Raw genomic sequence first — 13,829 nt, 5'->3', positions numbered from 1 at the left:
AGTATTTCAGGCAACTATGACTCTGGCTGTGACAGTTCCTCCCTTGGCAGATTTGCGGTTAATTCCCTATTTAACGGTGACGGGACTGGTGGATACCTCTCCCACAGGACAAATTGGGGTCTATGCCATCTTTGATCAATCAGACCAAGTGCAGTATATTGGCTTTTCTCGGGATATTTATCTCAGTCTGCGGCAACATTTAGTCCGCCAACCCCAGGCCTGCTATGGTTTTAAGTTCTATGCCATTGACCGGCCCAACCGCACCCAGCTAGACGCAATCCGGCAGCAGTGGCTCAATGAGTTGGGGACTATCCCCCCCGGTAATGACACACAACAGGGGGCCTGGGAAAATGCCATTGATGTTAAAACCCGGATGTCCCCAGCGATGCAGCAGGAATGGGCTGGCCTGGATGAGGTTGGGCAAATTAAATATCTTAAGGACTTAGCCCGCCAAGCCGAACAGGAAATTTTCCAAGTCCTAGAAGCTCGCCATGTCACTGAACCCCTTAGATTTAACCCTAAACTCAAAGAGAACGGCCTCCTGGACTTGAAATGACTCCCGTATCCTTGGCACAACTCACCCACATTAACCAGGCCCTCCGGGATGCGGGACAACTGGCCCAAACCCTCGCCACTCAACCCTTTGAAATTATTGAAAAAGGCAAGAATGATTTTGCCACGAGTATTGATTGCCAACTGGATGAGCAACTCAGTCAACAATTCCAGGCCTGGTTTCCAGCCGATGGGATCATTACTGAAGAAAATCCCGACTCTCGAATCCAATTTCATCAAAACTATGAACGGCTCTGGTTAATTGATCCCCTCGATGGCACCGATGATTTAATCCGGATCCAAAAAAACTATGCGGTTATGGTTGGTCTCTGGCAAGAGGGCGCGCCCCGGGCAGGTTGGGTTTATGATCCGGCTGCCGATCAACTCTTTTATGGCGGGCCAAGCTGGGGCCTGTGGCAAAGTAACGGCAACGATCCTGCTTTTCCCTTAAAACCTAGTCCCCCACCCCACCCCACCCCCGACCAGGCCCCGTTGATGATTGGTTACAAAGATTTCCAGGCCTATGGGGCAGCCATTCAACACGCCATTCCCGAAACCCAATTTCATTTCCTCGGCAGCTTTGGTCTCAAGGTCTTACAGGTCATTACCGGACAAGTGGGTTTATACCTCTATCTCAATAAGCGAGTCAAACTCTGGGATACAACCGCGCCCCTGGCGTTGGCCCAAGCCGCTGGACTGATTTGCTGTGACTTGACGGGAGAACCCTTGCGATTTAGTGCCGATAGCCTGGAACATGAGACTCTCACCCATGATCAAACCATTCTGGTGGGATGGCCCAACTATATTAATTGTTTCCGGGAACGCCTCCAACTAGCCATTGAATCTGTCTAAGGGAGTATGAATTGGATGAGTGAACCTGAACCTCTACAAACGAGCCTCTTTGATCTGGTTGCCCCTTCCCCAGAAATTGCCGCTCAAAGACCAATTGCGCCGATCCCCCCCCCTAGCCCCAAGGAATCACACCTGTCCCCAGCGGACTACGCCCAGATTCCCACATCCGCAACCGTCCCCATTCCCCCTGGCACCTATCCGACTTTGACAGAACTAACGGAACATTGCCAGGCCTGTCAGCGATGCGAGCTCAGCCAAACCCGTACCCATGTGGTCATTAGTCGGGGTAACCCAGAGGCAGATTTAATGATCATTGGCGAGGGGCCTGGGCAAACGGAAGATGAAACCGGACTCCCCTTTGTCGGCCGGGCGGGACAACTCTTAGAAAAAATCCTCGCATCCGTGAATCTAGACAGCGACAAAGATGTGTATATCTGCAATATCGTCAAATGTCGTCCGCCGGGAAATCGGGTTCCCACCCTGGCCGAGTCCAACGCTTGCCGCCCCTACCTTTTAGAGCAAATTCGCCTCGTGGATCCCAAAATTATTTTGCTGACTGGAGCCACTGCGGTTAAGGGAGTGACCGGGGATACTCGCGGGATTACCAAGATTCGCGGCACCTGGATTGAATGGGAGGGCCGTCTCTGTATGCCGATTCTTCACCCTGCCTATCTGTTGCGAAACCCCAGCCGAGAGGTGGGCGGGCCCAAATGGTTGATGTGGCAAGATATCCAAGCAGTCCAGGCCAAGTTACAATCCCTCAGCCCAGACCACTCTGTTAATCACTGAGACATCCAAGCATTACTTGCGGCTTTTTGAGGACTTTTCAAAAGTGCTTTCATCTTGGAGATAGGTCAACCAGAGTTTGGCTAGATCTTTGGCTAACTCGTCTTTTTCTGGAACCACATGATACATCCGCCGCGGCCGCCCCCGCCCTTCAACTTTTTTCCAGTAGCCGCTGATAATCCCGTCATCCTCCAGAAACTTTAAGGCACTGTATAGCACCGTGTCAGATAGACGATAGAGGGGATAGTCAGTTTCGATGGATTGAATCAGGGCTGTGCCGTAGGAGTCACCTTTTTCCACCAAGGTGTAAAGCACATAACAGACCGCGACTTCCTTGCTCAAATACACCGGCGGCGGTTGCTTAAAAAACTGATAAATGTCATCCAGTTTCATGATCTGTATTCCAAGTAGGTGTTAAGGACAAAAACAGATGGAACTACAATCTACCACTACCATGAAATCCAAGGAAAAAACACATAATTCCAAAATAACTGCCGTAATGGTAGCGATCTTTCGTATGTCTTAGTATAGCTCTTAGAAAAATCACCAACTGCTCTTGTTTCAGTCTCGTTTACGAGTTTTTACAAATTGTTTCAGTTTGGCTACAGAAACTAAGAAAAAATTCATGATATCCCCTAAAGCCTTATTTTTCATGGTTTTGCCATCACTCAAGGCAGTTAAGACAGATTCGATATGACTTGAATTTAGCATTACATCCCACCGCTATATAAGTCAGGTGAGTCAGTCTTTATTAATATTCGATTGTTACAATTTATCACAACTCTCAATTTACCTACTCCATAGGTTATCGGTCTGGGTAATATCTCTGGGATTATCAGTTAAATCTAAAATTAGAATTCTCGATGTCTGCAACATATCCGCCAGAGACCCCAGCAACCCGAGGGGAATCCGGGGCGGCTCTAGCATTTCCTAGATGCAACCCATTGGCGGGAAAGGGTCACTGAGCGATTAAAAATAGGGCTGGGCTTATTTACTGCGTTGTGCGCGAATCTGTTGACTCAGGCGAATGAGTTTACGATCAAGGGAAAACCCCCGATAGGCGACCACGATCTCTGTCTGTGAAATTAAGTCGTGGAGAGTATTATGACGGGGATTAATCCAGGCCCAGCTACAGTCCACAATCACCGGCGCGACCAACAACAGGATGGCAAACCCCAGGCCACTGTCCAGTGCCACCAAGGCTAATAAAACCAGCCCGCCTAAGATTCCCTCCCGTTGGGTCAAGCGTTGCAGCAGAGGCGTGCGTCCCCGTTGATCAATGACCCGCAGATCCATCAACCAATGCCCCAAGCTCTGGCCCTTATTGCGGGAAACCACAGCTACCCGTAAGACCCACCAGGCTAGGAGAAAGACCAAGATTTGCCCCCATTGAATCGCCTGGCCTGGAACCGCCGCAACCGCACTTAAGACCCAGACCATCGCCCCATCAATCCCGGTGGCAATCACCCGCTTCCAGGGCCGGGCGGGAAAATAATCTGGATATTGGCGGGCAAGTTCACTCATCAGTAAAATCAAACCTTTTTTCCAACAGATGGCCCCTTGGTTTGCCCCATGACCACCTTGGCGCGACTTTAATTCCACCCTATCAATTTTCAATCCTGATCGGGCTTAGCCCCAGGCCTAATTGATGTGGCGTTGGGAAAATTTTTGTGAATGTCTAAGTCAACAGAGATGATTGGTGCAATTTTTAAAGCCTGCCCCCATCTACTCAGGATCTGTCACCCATGACATCATGTTGCGATCTGATCACTGATTAAGATTCCAGAAATTGTTGAATCCAAACTCCTTAACCAATTGGGCTGCCGACAAGTCGCTCTTCATTGCAGCCGTCAGGAGAAGAGGAGAGTGATTTTAATCTGTAATATCAAATATCTGCCACGCAGGGCTAATTTATCTTGAAATGTTAAGTTACGCAGAAAAATTTACTGCGATTGGGTCATAGCCCAACTGTTGGGTTAGGCGTTGGCGGGCTAATTCTCGATAGTCCCAAAAATGTTCCCCAGCGGCACAGAGGCCAAGATAGAGATGCAATACTTCTGGCTTTTGGGAGATAATAATCCAAAGTTGCACCCAAAACTGCCCCCGAATTTCCGACCGGCGTAGCCCTTGATGCCAAATAAGTTGCAGGATCAGTCGCAGGCCTTGACTCAGGGAAAATTGCATCACCTGTTTCCGATTTTGGGGGGAATGAATCTGGAGGCACTGGTATAAACAGCGTCTGAGGTAATGCCTGGGTTCGTACATCGCCCAAAAACCAGAAACATATTCCCGAGCAATATCCGCTACGGGGCGAGTCGGGATAAAGTTCATCAGAGTATTTTGATCCCCGGTCAGAGGGCTATTGCTTTCGACTAAGCGATGCTCTTGTTTGAGGCGATCCCAGAGGGCTGTGTTGGGTAAGGCCTGGAGAATCCCTAACATTGGCTGGGGAATATTGGTTTGGGCAACAAAGGCCTGAATTCTCTCACCGGCCCCGCTGCGTTCCCCATCAAACCCCAAAATAAATCCGGCATAAATCAACAAACCTGCCTCGTTAATTTTTTGGCAAGCTGCAATCAGAGGGTTACGGGTATTTTGGACTTTACGCGCGACCTGTAAACTGTCTTGATCTGGGGTTTCAATGCCGAGAAAAACCGCATAGAATCCGGCTTCCCGCATCAGTTGGAGTAGTTCATCATCTTCGGCCAGATTAACCGATGCTTCAGTAATAAAGGCAAAGGGATAGTGGTGTGACTTCATCCACGGAATCAAGGTGCGGAGAAATTGTTTGACATTTCGTTGATTGCCAATAAAATTATCATCCACCACAAATAACGAGCCCCGCCAACCCAAGTCATACAGAGATTGCAATTCCGCCAGAGCCTGTTCCGGTTCTTTGGTGCGCGGTTTACGGCCATAGAGGGAGATAATATCGCAAAATTCACAGTTAAAGGGGCAACCGCGGGAAAACTGGATTGCCATCATTAAATAGGCATCTCGTTGCAGCAGATCAAAACGGGGCTGGGGACTTTGGCTAACATCCGGTTTTTCCAGAGAACGAAACACCCCCCGCGTCTCTCCCCGATCCAAGGCTGCCAGAAACTGAGGTATGGTCATTTCCCCTTCATCTAAAACGAGGAAATTAGCTCCAGCCTCTAACGCATCTTGAGGGACAGAGGTGGGGTAAGGGCCACCCACGGCAACGGGTTTTCCCAACTGCACTGCCTTACGAATCAAGGCCTGGAAATCGGGCTTTTGCACCAACATGGCCGAAAGAATGACTAAATCACACCAGGCCCAGTCAGCCTCCGATTCACAGCCAACATTCCGATCAAAAAATCGAATCTCCCAGTCTTCAGGTAAGAGCGCGGCAACGGTAATAATTCCCAAGGGTGGAATCACAGCCTTCAAGCCCGCCAATTTCATAAATCGGTCGTATGACCAGAAGGACTGGGGAAATTGCGGATAGAGTAACAGAGCGTTCATGCATTCCCTCCCACAGAGCTATTGCTGTTGATCAACAAGGAAGGATGATCATTACTCAATGATGAGTGAATGACAAAGTTAATCTAATTTCTAAGTTGTGTCTCGTACTCCAAATTATAGCTAGGCCAGCATAGGAACGGAGACACAATAATCTGACTTAAATAGCATTTATTTATTGAAATCAATGGGCAATAAATTGACTGGACAAACCTGGGCCATCGTATCGTTTGGGGTCTTTTTTGGGCTTTTTAGGGCCATCTGTTGGTGCTTTAGGCTTCTTGGTTTCTTTATTTCCCTTTGTTTTTTTTGACATGATACTCCTCCAATAAATACGTTATTCCTGATCTGATACAGAGTTCCACAGCTATAAAAGTTGATACCCTCTAGATATCAGCACTAACATGAGACTACCATTCTATTCCCTTTTAGAGCGTAACAACCTGATTAATTGGGTGACCGATGTTGTGTAACAGGTCATGGGCCTGAATAATCTCCGCCTCACTTCCAACAACTAGAACCACAAACTTTCCCTCTTTGACATCATCCTCATACTGGGTCGCTTGGCTGGTGGTAATGCCCAATTCAACTAAGGCAATAGCTAACCCGCCAGATTCATAAATATGTGGCCAATTTAGGACACCTATACCCGCATCAGGGAATTGGTAGTTCCGACTAATAATGGCAATTTTTTCGGCAGTTAAACCAGCCAATCTCATCTGTGAACTCATCTGTTCAGCATCTACGAGTGACGGAAAAACATCCACAATAGTGTAGGTATTAGTCATGGTTGAACTATTGCAGCTTGCTGGGAGATCACCGGGTGTTTCGGCATACATTTCTGGTTCCGAGGCATAGTTGTTGATTAGCCCTTCATTATCAACGGTATAACCACCGGTCGTATTAATGCTATCCGGGCGTTCAGGGTTCTCAGGAATATGTTTATAGATGTCACCTCCCCGAGCCTTGCGAGCCGCAGTTTCTGCCGGAATTAAATGAGCATCATAGGAATCAGCGGTGGATTCATGAAGGGGGAGATTGCTAGCTTTAGGACTCATGGGTTTTCTCCGTTAGGTGGAAGCTTAAATGTTGTTCAAATCAACCGAATTAAAAACTCATCAAAATATTTTCATTCGTTACATGAACTTTAGAGAGATAGATACTTAATTCATCTCTATTTGGGGAATTATTGTCATTTCTGCCAAAAGTGAGACACTATCCCTCCGGGAGGCTCCACCAACAAAAGTACAACGGGGAGTGGTTTCAAGCATTTCTGTATTTCATTCCTAAGCAAAATGAATATATTTAAGATTTGGAGTCATCCTAAACAATGTTTTTAACTTTACTGACAACTCACACAAACTCTGGCATCGGGCTGATGACATTAACACTCGATGGAATGTTGTGAATGGAATGGATGATTTAAAGATGAGTGTGACAGCCGCTTGTTTTAAATCGAGTTGATGTTACTGTTTGAATTCAGGAACTAGGCTGAATTTAGATAATATATTTCCACAGAAGTTAGCACTTGTTCAGAGAAAGTTATTTTATTTGCTATACATTGATCTTTAGCAGTGCTGACTGTTTACCCTGAGTCTGAGCCTATGAGTAATTCTCCCCCTGTCCCCCCTAAAACTGCCTGGATTAGCCGAGTCTGGACAACGGCCCAACCGATTTTGGTGCAGGAAAGTATTGTTATTCTCCAGAGTGTGATGAAAGGTGGTGCCATCCTCCTCAGTCGTTTGGAAACCCGCTCCGGTCAACTCCAATTACCGGCCCCTAGCCCTGAATCCTCCTATCTCCTCAAGGCTCAACCCTGGTTCCAAACCCTCGGGGCAAAGTGGTGGCAACTGATGAGTTGGTTACGGGGCAAACTCCCCCCGGCCTGGCAGGCAAAACTGACGGAAATGGGTTTAACCATAATCTTTATGGGTGTCCTGTTAATCTTTCTCTGGTCGGGCCCGAGTCAAGCCCCCGCTACATCACCAGCCTCTAAAACTCGTCCCAGTCCAACCCTATCGCCGCCGCCGTCCCAAACTACGGTTTTGGTTAAACCCCGCCCTGCTCCTACCCCTTACCTTCCAGTCCCATCGCCCTCGTCACCGCCGGAGTTGGCCCCCACTTCAGAAAGCATGGATTCTACAGACACTCAAGAGGTTAACTTGCGTCCTGTTGCTGCACCTGAGACTCGTGACGATCAAATCTCTGAAATTCCAGCAGAGTCAGTCCTGCCCACTGCACTGGGTGATGTAGCTGTACCAGCCGAGAGTCTACCCCCGATAGAAGCAGAACTAGGAGCATCTAAGTCGCCAGCGGAGATTGAGGATATTCCGGTAGTTCCCATGCTTAGCCCTGAGGAAGCGGCCTTAGCTGATGCCCGCAACCAATTCTTGGGAATTACTAACCAGTATCAACCTGGCCTGGTAGAGGATTTAGCCTTGGATCAAAACACAGGGGCAGCTAGATTTACCTTGAACCCGGCCTGGTATGCGCTAACGTCCCAAGCCCAGGATGGCCTGGCCCAAGACCTCTGGCAGCGGAGCCATCAACTGGAATTTTCTCAGGTGCTCATTACCGATACATCAGGACGGATGCTGGTGCGCTCCCCGATTATTGGGCAAAAACCAGTGATCGTGCATCGCGTGGCCAGCGTTCCCTAGAATAGAGACATTCCATCGCTTCAGGAGGACATTATGGCCCGGACAGAATCAACCATGCTGGAACTCAGTACCCCAGCCCCGGATTTTGCCTTGCCAGATGTCGTGACTGGAAACATCATCAGCCTGAGCAGCTTTGCTGATGAAAAAGCTCTCTTAGTCATGTTCATTTGCCGCCATTGCCCCTACGTCAAGCACGTTGAAAGGGAATTGGCCAACATTGGCCTGGATTACAAGGGCCAGGGCCTCGGAATTGTGGCTATCAGCGCCAATGATGCGGCGGCCTATCCCGATGATAGTCCTGAGTCTCTTAAAGAAATGGCTGAGACCTTGGGCTTTGTTTTCCCCCTCTGCTATGACGAAACCCAAAAAGTTGCCCAGGCCTACACCGCGGCCTGTACTCCCGATTTCTTTTTGTTTGATTCTGACCGGAAATTAGTCTATCGGGGGCAACTAGACGAGAGCCGGCCGCGCAATGATCTGCCAGTGACTGGGAAAGACTTACGGGCTGCGATTGATCTGGTCTTAGCGGATAAGCCCCCCGATCCCCACCAAATTCCCAGCCTGGGTTGCAATATTAAATGGATTCCGGGCAACGAACCTGATTACTACGGTTAAACCCGAAACCGCTAGACTAAGCAAAACAAGAGGATACAGAAGCACTATGTTTAATTTGGGTTGGCCCGAGGTGGCGATTGCGGTGGTGGTGGCGATTATTATCTTTGGGCCGCAGAAGCTTCCTGAACTGGGGCGAGCCTTAGCAAAGTCGTTATTAGGCTTTAAATCAGAAATTCAACCAGGCCCCACCAGTAAACCTGATGATCCCGCCTAATGGTCCTAGTAATTGATGGCGATGGGTAATCCAGATACATTGCGCGAGTTACTCACGGCTGTAGCCCAAGGATGGGTGTCTCCAGACCAGGCCTGGGATAAGCTGAAATATTTAGCCTACGAACCAGTGGGAAATTTTGCCAAGCTGGATCATCATCGGGCCATCCGTACAGGCTTTCCCGAAGTGATTTGGGGGCCGGGTAAAACAACTGCCCAACTGATTGAGATTTTCCAGGCCATGCGCGCCCATCATCCCTGTGTCATGGCGACGCGAATTACGGCTGAGGTTTTTGCGGAACTCAATACGACCTTACGCGATCTTTATTATTTTCCGGCAGCTCGGATTTGTAGTACCACAGATGTAGCTATGCCTAGATTTCCGGGAACTATTGGCCTGTTAGCTGCCGGAACCGCAGATTTATCTGTAGCCGAGGAAGCCGCCATCACTGCTGGTTTACATGGGTTTGCCATTCAGCGGTTTTGGGATGTAGGGGTGGCCGGAATTCACCGCCTCTTGAGTATTCGGGAGCAGTTAAACCAGGCCCAGGTGTTGATTGTGGTGGCGGGGATGGAGGGGGCCTTAGCCAGTGTTGTAGCTGGATTGGTGGATGTGCCAGTGATTGCGGTACCAACCAGTATTGGCTATGGGGCCAGTTTTGGCGGGTTGGCCCCGTTATTGACGATGTTAAACTCCTGTGCGCCAGGGATTGGGGTTGTCAATATTGACAATGGCTTTGGGGCAGCGGTCTTGGCGGGACAAATTATCCGAGCGGCAACGAAGCTCCCTCATTGATGATGCTCTTGATTTCCGAGGGAGAGCAATTGTTATTGATGTGCCAGAAGCGGACACAACCGCGATATATGATACTGGGAAGATTCTGGCCATGGTTATTGACCGGGCCAAGCACATTAGTGATCCTCTGGGTCAGGCTTGTTTATTAGGTGTTGATTACGTTGAAATGCTCCATTAAGTCTTAACGTCCATGTGGCCCAAACGTACCGAACTACAAAAGGCATGGCGTTATTTCCAGGCTCAACGCTGGCAGGACGCTGAACAAATTGCCCAAAAAGCACTCAAAGAACGCCCCCAGGCCGAAGCCTATTATTTGTTGGGGTTAATTGCCAGCAAAGCTGAAGATTGGTTAAATGCCCGTCGTCAGTTTCAAAAAGCGGTGGATTTAGATCCCTGGTATGCCCCGGCCCAATACTCGTTGGGATTACTCCTCCATCAGTTGGGTCTGACCGTAGCGGCGATTCCCCATTACACCAAGGCAGTCGAAATTAAACCCGATTGGGCCGAGGCCCAGATCAATTTGGGAAATGCCCATTTAGATTTGGCCCAGTTAGACCAGGCCATTGCCAGTTATCGAGCGGCCTTAACGGCTCAACCCGATGCAGCCACGGCTATCTTTAACATGGGAACTGCCTTTCAGGCCAAAGGGTTATTGACGGAAGCCCTGGCCTGTTATGAGCAAGCCCTGCAATTTAATCCCCAAGATAGTGATGCCCATAACAACCTGGGCAGTTTGTACTTGGAAATGAATCGCTATCAAGAAGCTCTGTATCACTTTGACCAGGCCTTGACCGTTGATCCCCACCATGTCAAAGCAGCCTTTAATCGCGGGCGGATTTTCCAGCAACAGCAACAGATGGATCACGCCGCCCAGATCTATCAACAGGTCTTAGAGCTTGAACCGGATTTGGTGGCGGCCCGTTTAGAATTAGCCCATATTTACCTCGGACAAGGTCGCTATGAGTTGGCGATGGGGGCCTATCAAACCTGCTTAAAATATGACCGCAACTTAGCAATGGCCCACAATGGCCTGGGAACCACCCTCCTAGAACAGGGACATTTAGAACCCGCCCTGCAAGCCTTTGACCAGGCCTGTCAACTCAGTCCCCACGATGCGGATATTCGCTTGAACCGGGCCATGACCTTACTGCTGAAAGGGGATTACAAACGGGGCTGGGCAGAATACGAATGGCGCGCGGCCCAACAGCCGGCCACGGGGCGCGCCTTTGCAGAACCGGCCTGGGATGGGCAACCCCTAGAAGGACGCACCTTACTGATTTATGCTGAACAGGGCCTGGGGGATGTGATTCAATTTAGTCGCTACTTGCCCTTGCTGAAAAACTTGGGTGGCCCCATTCTCTTTGAAACTCCCTTACCCCTCTATCGCCTTTTGCAGCCCTTAAGTACTCACGTTACCCGGATTCCCCAGGGGCAGCCCCTGCCAAAATTTGACTGTCACGCGCCCCTATTAAGCCTGCCGTTTCTGTTGGGATTAGAAACCATTCCCCCGCCCCTTTCTTGCTTGGCAACTTCTGGTTTAGCGGTCAGTCAGGTTACGGGTTATCCCCCAGACGCGGCTCAGACTCTCCGGGTTGGCCTGGTCTGGAAGAGTAGTGCCTACAGTCAAACAGCCAAGAAACGTTCCTGTCCCCTAGAATTGCTGCTGCCTCTAGCCTCAATTTCAGATGTCACTCTGTTCAGCTTGCAAAAAGAGATTTCACCGGAACACGCGACCCAACTCGCCCAAGCCGGAATCTTTGATTGTCGTCCCCATCTGGCGGATTTTGCGGATACAGCGGCCTGGCTGACCCATCTAGATTTAGTTATTACCGTAGATACAGCCGTTGCCCACTTGTCCGGCTCTTTGGGGATTCCCACTGCGATTTTGCTGCCCTTTGTCCCCGATTGGCGCTGGCAATTAAAACGTCCAGATTCTCCTTGGTATCCGACTGTCCAACTCCTGCGCCAAAGCCAGATTAATGATTGGCAGATCCTTGTCCCGCAGATCAAAGACTTAGTGGTCAGGAACATTTCTATGAAAAAATCGAGAATGACTGAGCTTTAATGTCTAAAACATTTTTCTAGAACCCCATGCTAACGGCTTTCACTGCGGGACTTTTGCTGATTACGGTTTCCGAAATTGGTGATAAGACCTTTTTTATTGGGGTTATTTTAGCGACCCGCCATCCCAAACGCTGGGTGTTTCTCGGGGCCTGGTCAGCTTTATCCCTGATGACAATCCTTTCCGTCTTGATGGGACGGGTTTTAGCCTTGTTACCCCCCATCTATACCCGTTATGGGGCGATTGCGTTATTTTTGTTTTTTGGTGTGCGCTTGATCTACCAGGCCGGGAAGATGCCTGCCCAAGGAGCGGCGACAGAAACAGCGGAAGCGGCGGAAGTGGTTGAAAAGGCGGAAAAAGAAATGAATGCACTTCAGACCAATTCTGCCTGGGTAATTCTGATGGAGGCCTTCACCCTGACATTCTTGGCGGAATGGGGCGACCGAACCCAAATTGCCACCCTAACCTTGGCGGCGGCCCAAAATCCCTGGGGCGTTACCCTAGGGGCCATTACCGGGCATGGGATTTCCAGCTTGATTGCGGTCGTGGGTGGCGGTTTACTGGCCGGACGCATTTCAGAGCGGAACATTACCCTCTTGGGGGGCATCCTATTTCTTATCTTTGCTATGGTGATGTGGGTTGAGGGTATTTAGGTGTTGAGGTTTTCGTTGCCATCCTACGATTGGGGCCGTTTGGTACAGATGTTACCCGGCCCCTTACAGGCTCCCCATCGGCTGGGATTAATCGCTTCCTTGGGGTTTCATGGTCTGCTGTTTTTAACGGTTTTGATTCCTGCACCCCCTGAACCAACTTCAGAAATTGCTGAAACCGTAGATATTGTCACGCTCTCTCCAGAGCAAACAGCCCTGCTCCCCTCCCTCACGCCCTTAGTCCCCGATGAATTACCCAGCCTGAGCCAAACCATTGCGGGCCTGGGGGAAGAGTTTGCTCTACCACCTGTAAGCTTTGATACATTGCCCCCACTGCCGCCGTTACCGGCCTTGACTCCCTTACCCAATTTTAGTCAACTCCCACCCCCCATCTATGCCCCCTTTCCGCCTCTGGTGACACCGCCCCGACTCAGCCAATCTCCCTCCTTGCCCCCAACCATTCGTACCCTCCCTGATGGCCCCAGTGATGTGGCCGTTGCCCCTGATTTAGTCGCCCCCAGTCCTAACGAAACTCCAAACGCCGTCACCTCGCCCACAGATGATCAGCAGGCCCTCTCCGGTTTGTCTCGGTGGATTTCCCAGGCCCGTAGCAGCATTAATGGGGCTGTGATTGGCCTAAACTTTACTGCCAAGCTAGAGCCGCCCTATCCTGCCGGGGCCTGTGGGGATCAGTTACAAGGTCGAGTGGCCGTGGCTGTTCTGGTCACGCCAGAAGGTCGGTTGGCCAGTACCTCCGCAGCCTCTGGGTTCAGTCAAAACCCCCAGTTAATTCGCTCCAGTGGCCATGCCTTGCTGGATCAAGTGGCGGTGCGGACTGTGGCGGCCCAGACATTTTCGGGCGGGAACCAATACCAGGCCATGCTTTACACCCTGGATTTTGTCTATAACCCAGCCGTTTGTGGACAACCGCCCCGCCCGGAAACCTCGCCAACCCCGGAGAACTCCCCCACACCTACCGCATCTCCAACTGGATCAACTCCAACACCATCCCCAATCCTCAGTCCTGAATCTTCGCCAACCCCGCAAAACATCCAGCCAAGCCCAGAGGCAACTCCTACACCCACAGAAACGCCACAGCCGCCCACTCCTAGTCCTAGTCCGGAAAATAGTGGCGTTTAGGGTTAACTTTTGAGGTTTTTTGA

Annotated in this window: 15 protein-coding genes; 10 read left to right on the top strand and 5 right to left on the bottom strand. The window is 50.0% G+C overall.

The window, feature by feature from the left end:
* The first annotated feature begins 16 nt into the window (after positions 1-16).
* From SYN6312_RS15380 to SYN6312_RS15370, 3 genes are all read left to right on the top strand, one after another.
* Entirely contained in the window at positions 17-556 is a 540-nt protein-coding gene (locus SYN6312_RS15380; protein ID WP_015125824.1) for a GIY-YIG nuclease family protein, read from the top strand.
* Entirely contained in the window at positions 553-1,404 is an 852-nt protein-coding gene (locus SYN6312_RS15375; RefSeq protein ID WP_015125823.1) for a 3'(2'),5'-bisphosphate nucleotidase CysQ, read from the top strand. The genes SYN6312_RS15380 and SYN6312_RS15375 overlap by 4 nt, the downstream gene beginning before the upstream one ends.
* A gap of 204 nt (positions 1,405-1,608) precedes the next feature.
* Positions 1,609-2,193 (top strand): uracil-DNA glycosylase family protein, encoded by a 585-nt coding sequence (locus SYN6312_RS15370; protein ID WP_371257407.1) that lies wholly within the window; start codon positions 1,609-1,611, stop codon positions 2,191-2,193.
* Between the two features lie 12 nt (positions 2,194-2,205).
* On the opposite strand, the gene SYN6312_RS15365 is transcribed toward SYN6312_RS15370, so the two are convergent.
* The 5 genes from SYN6312_RS15365 to SYN6312_RS18490 all read right to left on the bottom strand — a co-directional run bounded on the left by SYN6312_RS15365 (position 2,206) and on the right by SYN6312_RS18490 (position 6,731).
* Positions 2,206-2,583: a PadR family transcriptional regulator gene (locus tag SYN6312_RS15365; RefSeq protein WP_015125821.1), complete on the bottom strand. Its 378-nt coding sequence runs from the start codon at positions 2,581-2,583 to the stop codon at positions 2,206-2,208.
* Positions 2,584-3,177: 594 nt separating this feature from the next.
* On the bottom strand, positions 3,178-3,792 hold the full coding sequence (locus tag SYN6312_RS15360) for an RDD family protein (protein ID WP_015125819.1): 615 nt from the start codon (positions 3,790-3,792) through the stop codon (positions 3,178-3,180).
* Between the two features lie 327 nt (positions 3,793-4,119).
* On the bottom strand, positions 4,120-5,676 hold the full coding sequence (locus tag SYN6312_RS15355) for a B12-binding domain-containing radical SAM protein (protein ID WP_015125818.1): 1,557 nt from the start codon (positions 5,674-5,676) through the stop codon (positions 4,120-4,122).
* A 181-nt stretch (positions 5,677-5,857) separates the two neighbouring features.
* Positions 5,858-5,989, bottom strand: coding sequence for a hypothetical protein (locus SYN6312_RS20795; protein ID WP_015125817.1), 132 nt, complete (start codon positions 5,987-5,989; stop codon positions 5,858-5,860).
* Positions 5,990-6,101: 112 nt separating this feature from the next.
* On the bottom strand, positions 6,102-6,731 hold the full coding sequence (locus tag SYN6312_RS18490) for a hypothetical protein (protein ID WP_015125816.1): 630 nt from the start codon (positions 6,729-6,731) through the stop codon (positions 6,102-6,104).
* A 546-nt stretch (positions 6,732-7,277) separates the two neighbouring features.
* Between SYN6312_RS18490 and SYN6312_RS15345 the strand changes: the two genes are divergently transcribed.
* From SYN6312_RS15345 to SYN6312_RS15315, 7 genes are all read left to right on the top strand, one after another.
* Complete coding sequence (locus tag SYN6312_RS15345; RefSeq protein WP_015125815.1) at positions 7,278-8,333, top strand: hypothetical protein; 1,056 nt, start codon at positions 7,278-7,280, stop codon at positions 8,331-8,333.
* Between the two features lie 33 nt (positions 8,334-8,366).
* Positions 8,367-8,948, top strand: coding sequence for a thioredoxin family protein (locus tag SYN6312_RS15340; protein ID WP_015125814.1), 582 nt, complete (start codon positions 8,367-8,369; stop codon positions 8,946-8,948).
* 46 nt (positions 8,949-8,994) lie between these two features.
* A complete protein-coding gene (locus SYN6312_RS15335) occupies positions 8,995-9,162 on the top strand; it encodes a twin-arginine translocase TatA/TatE family subunit (protein WP_015125813.1) in 168 nt (55 codons plus the stop codon).
* Positions 9,163-9,183: 21 nt separating this feature from the next.
* Positions 9,184-9,954, top strand: coding sequence for a nickel pincer cofactor biosynthesis protein LarB (larB, locus tag SYN6312_RS15330; protein ID WP_041431670.1), 771 nt, complete (start codon positions 9,184-9,186; stop codon positions 9,952-9,954).
* A gap of 190 nt (positions 9,955-10,144) precedes the next feature.
* Positions 10,145-12,019, top strand: a complete 1,875-nt coding sequence (locus SYN6312_RS15325) for a tetratricopeptide repeat protein (protein ID WP_015125811.1) — start codon at positions 10,145-10,147, stop codon at positions 12,017-12,019.
* 26 nt (positions 12,020-12,045) lie between these two features.
* Positions 12,046-12,669 carry a TMEM165/GDT1 family protein gene (locus tag SYN6312_RS15320; protein WP_015125810.1) on the top strand — a complete coding sequence of 208 codons (624 nt, stop codon included), beginning with the start codon at positions 12,046-12,048 and terminating at the stop codon, positions 12,667-12,669.
* The gene (locus SYN6312_RS15315) at positions 12,670-13,806 is read left to right on the top strand and encodes an energy transducer TonB (protein ID WP_015125809.1); all 1,137 of its coding nucleotides are present in this window, start codon (positions 12,670-12,672) and stop codon (positions 13,804-13,806) included.
* Positions 13,807-13,829: the final 23 nt, after the last annotated feature.

This window comes from Synechococcus sp. PCC 6312 (assembly GCF_000316685.1).
Taxonomy (GTDB): Bacteria; Cyanobacteriota; Cyanobacteriia; order Thermosynechococcales; family Thermosynechococcaceae; genus Pseudocalidococcus.
Note: the sequence above shows the minus strand (reverse complement) of the source record. Positions and strands in the feature narration are given on the sequence as shown.

Excerpts from the sequence above, each read along its gene's own strand:
- SYN6312_RS15380 (WP_015125824.1), top strand. The coding sequence starts at position 17 with ATGACTCTGGCTGTGACAGTTCCTCCCTTGGCAGATTTGCGGTTAATT.
- SYN6312_RS15375 (WP_015125823.1), top strand. The coding sequence starts at position 553 with ATGACTCCCGTATCCTTGGCACAACTCACCCACATTAACCAGGCCCTC.
- SYN6312_RS15365 (WP_015125821.1), bottom strand. The coding sequence starts at position 2,583 with ATGAAACTGGATGACATTTATCAGTTTTTTAAGCAACCGCCGCCGGTG.
- SYN6312_RS15355 (WP_015125818.1), bottom strand. The coding sequence starts at position 5,676 with ATGAACGCTCTGTTACTCTATCCGCAATTTCCCCAGTCCTTCTGGTCA.
- SYN6312_RS20795 (WP_015125817.1), bottom strand. The coding sequence starts at position 5,989 with ATGTCAAAAAAAACAAAGGGAAATAAAGAAACCAAGAAGCCTAAAGCA.
- SYN6312_RS18490 (WP_015125816.1), bottom strand. The coding sequence starts at position 6,731 with ATGAGTCCTAAAGCTAGCAATCTCCCCCTTCATGAATCCACCGCTGAT.
- SYN6312_RS15345 (WP_015125815.1), top strand. The coding sequence starts at position 7,278 with ATGAGTAATTCTCCCCCTGTCCCCCCTAAAACTGCCTGGATTAGCCGA.
- SYN6312_RS15340 (WP_015125814.1), top strand. The coding sequence starts at position 8,367 with ATGGCCCGGACAGAATCAACCATGCTGGAACTCAGTACCCCAGCCCCG.
- SYN6312_RS15335 (WP_015125813.1), top strand. The coding sequence starts at position 8,995 with ATGTTTAATTTGGGTTGGCCCGAGGTGGCGATTGCGGTGGTGGTGGCG.
- larB (WP_041431670.1), top strand. The coding sequence starts at position 9,184 with ATGGGTAATCCAGATACATTGCGCGAGTTACTCACGGCTGTAGCCCAA.
- SYN6312_RS15325 (WP_015125811.1), top strand. The coding sequence starts at position 10,145 with ATGTGGCCCAAACGTACCGAACTACAAAAGGCATGGCGTTATTTCCAG.
- SYN6312_RS15320 (WP_015125810.1), top strand. The coding sequence starts at position 12,046 with ATGCTAACGGCTTTCACTGCGGGACTTTTGCTGATTACGGTTTCCGAA.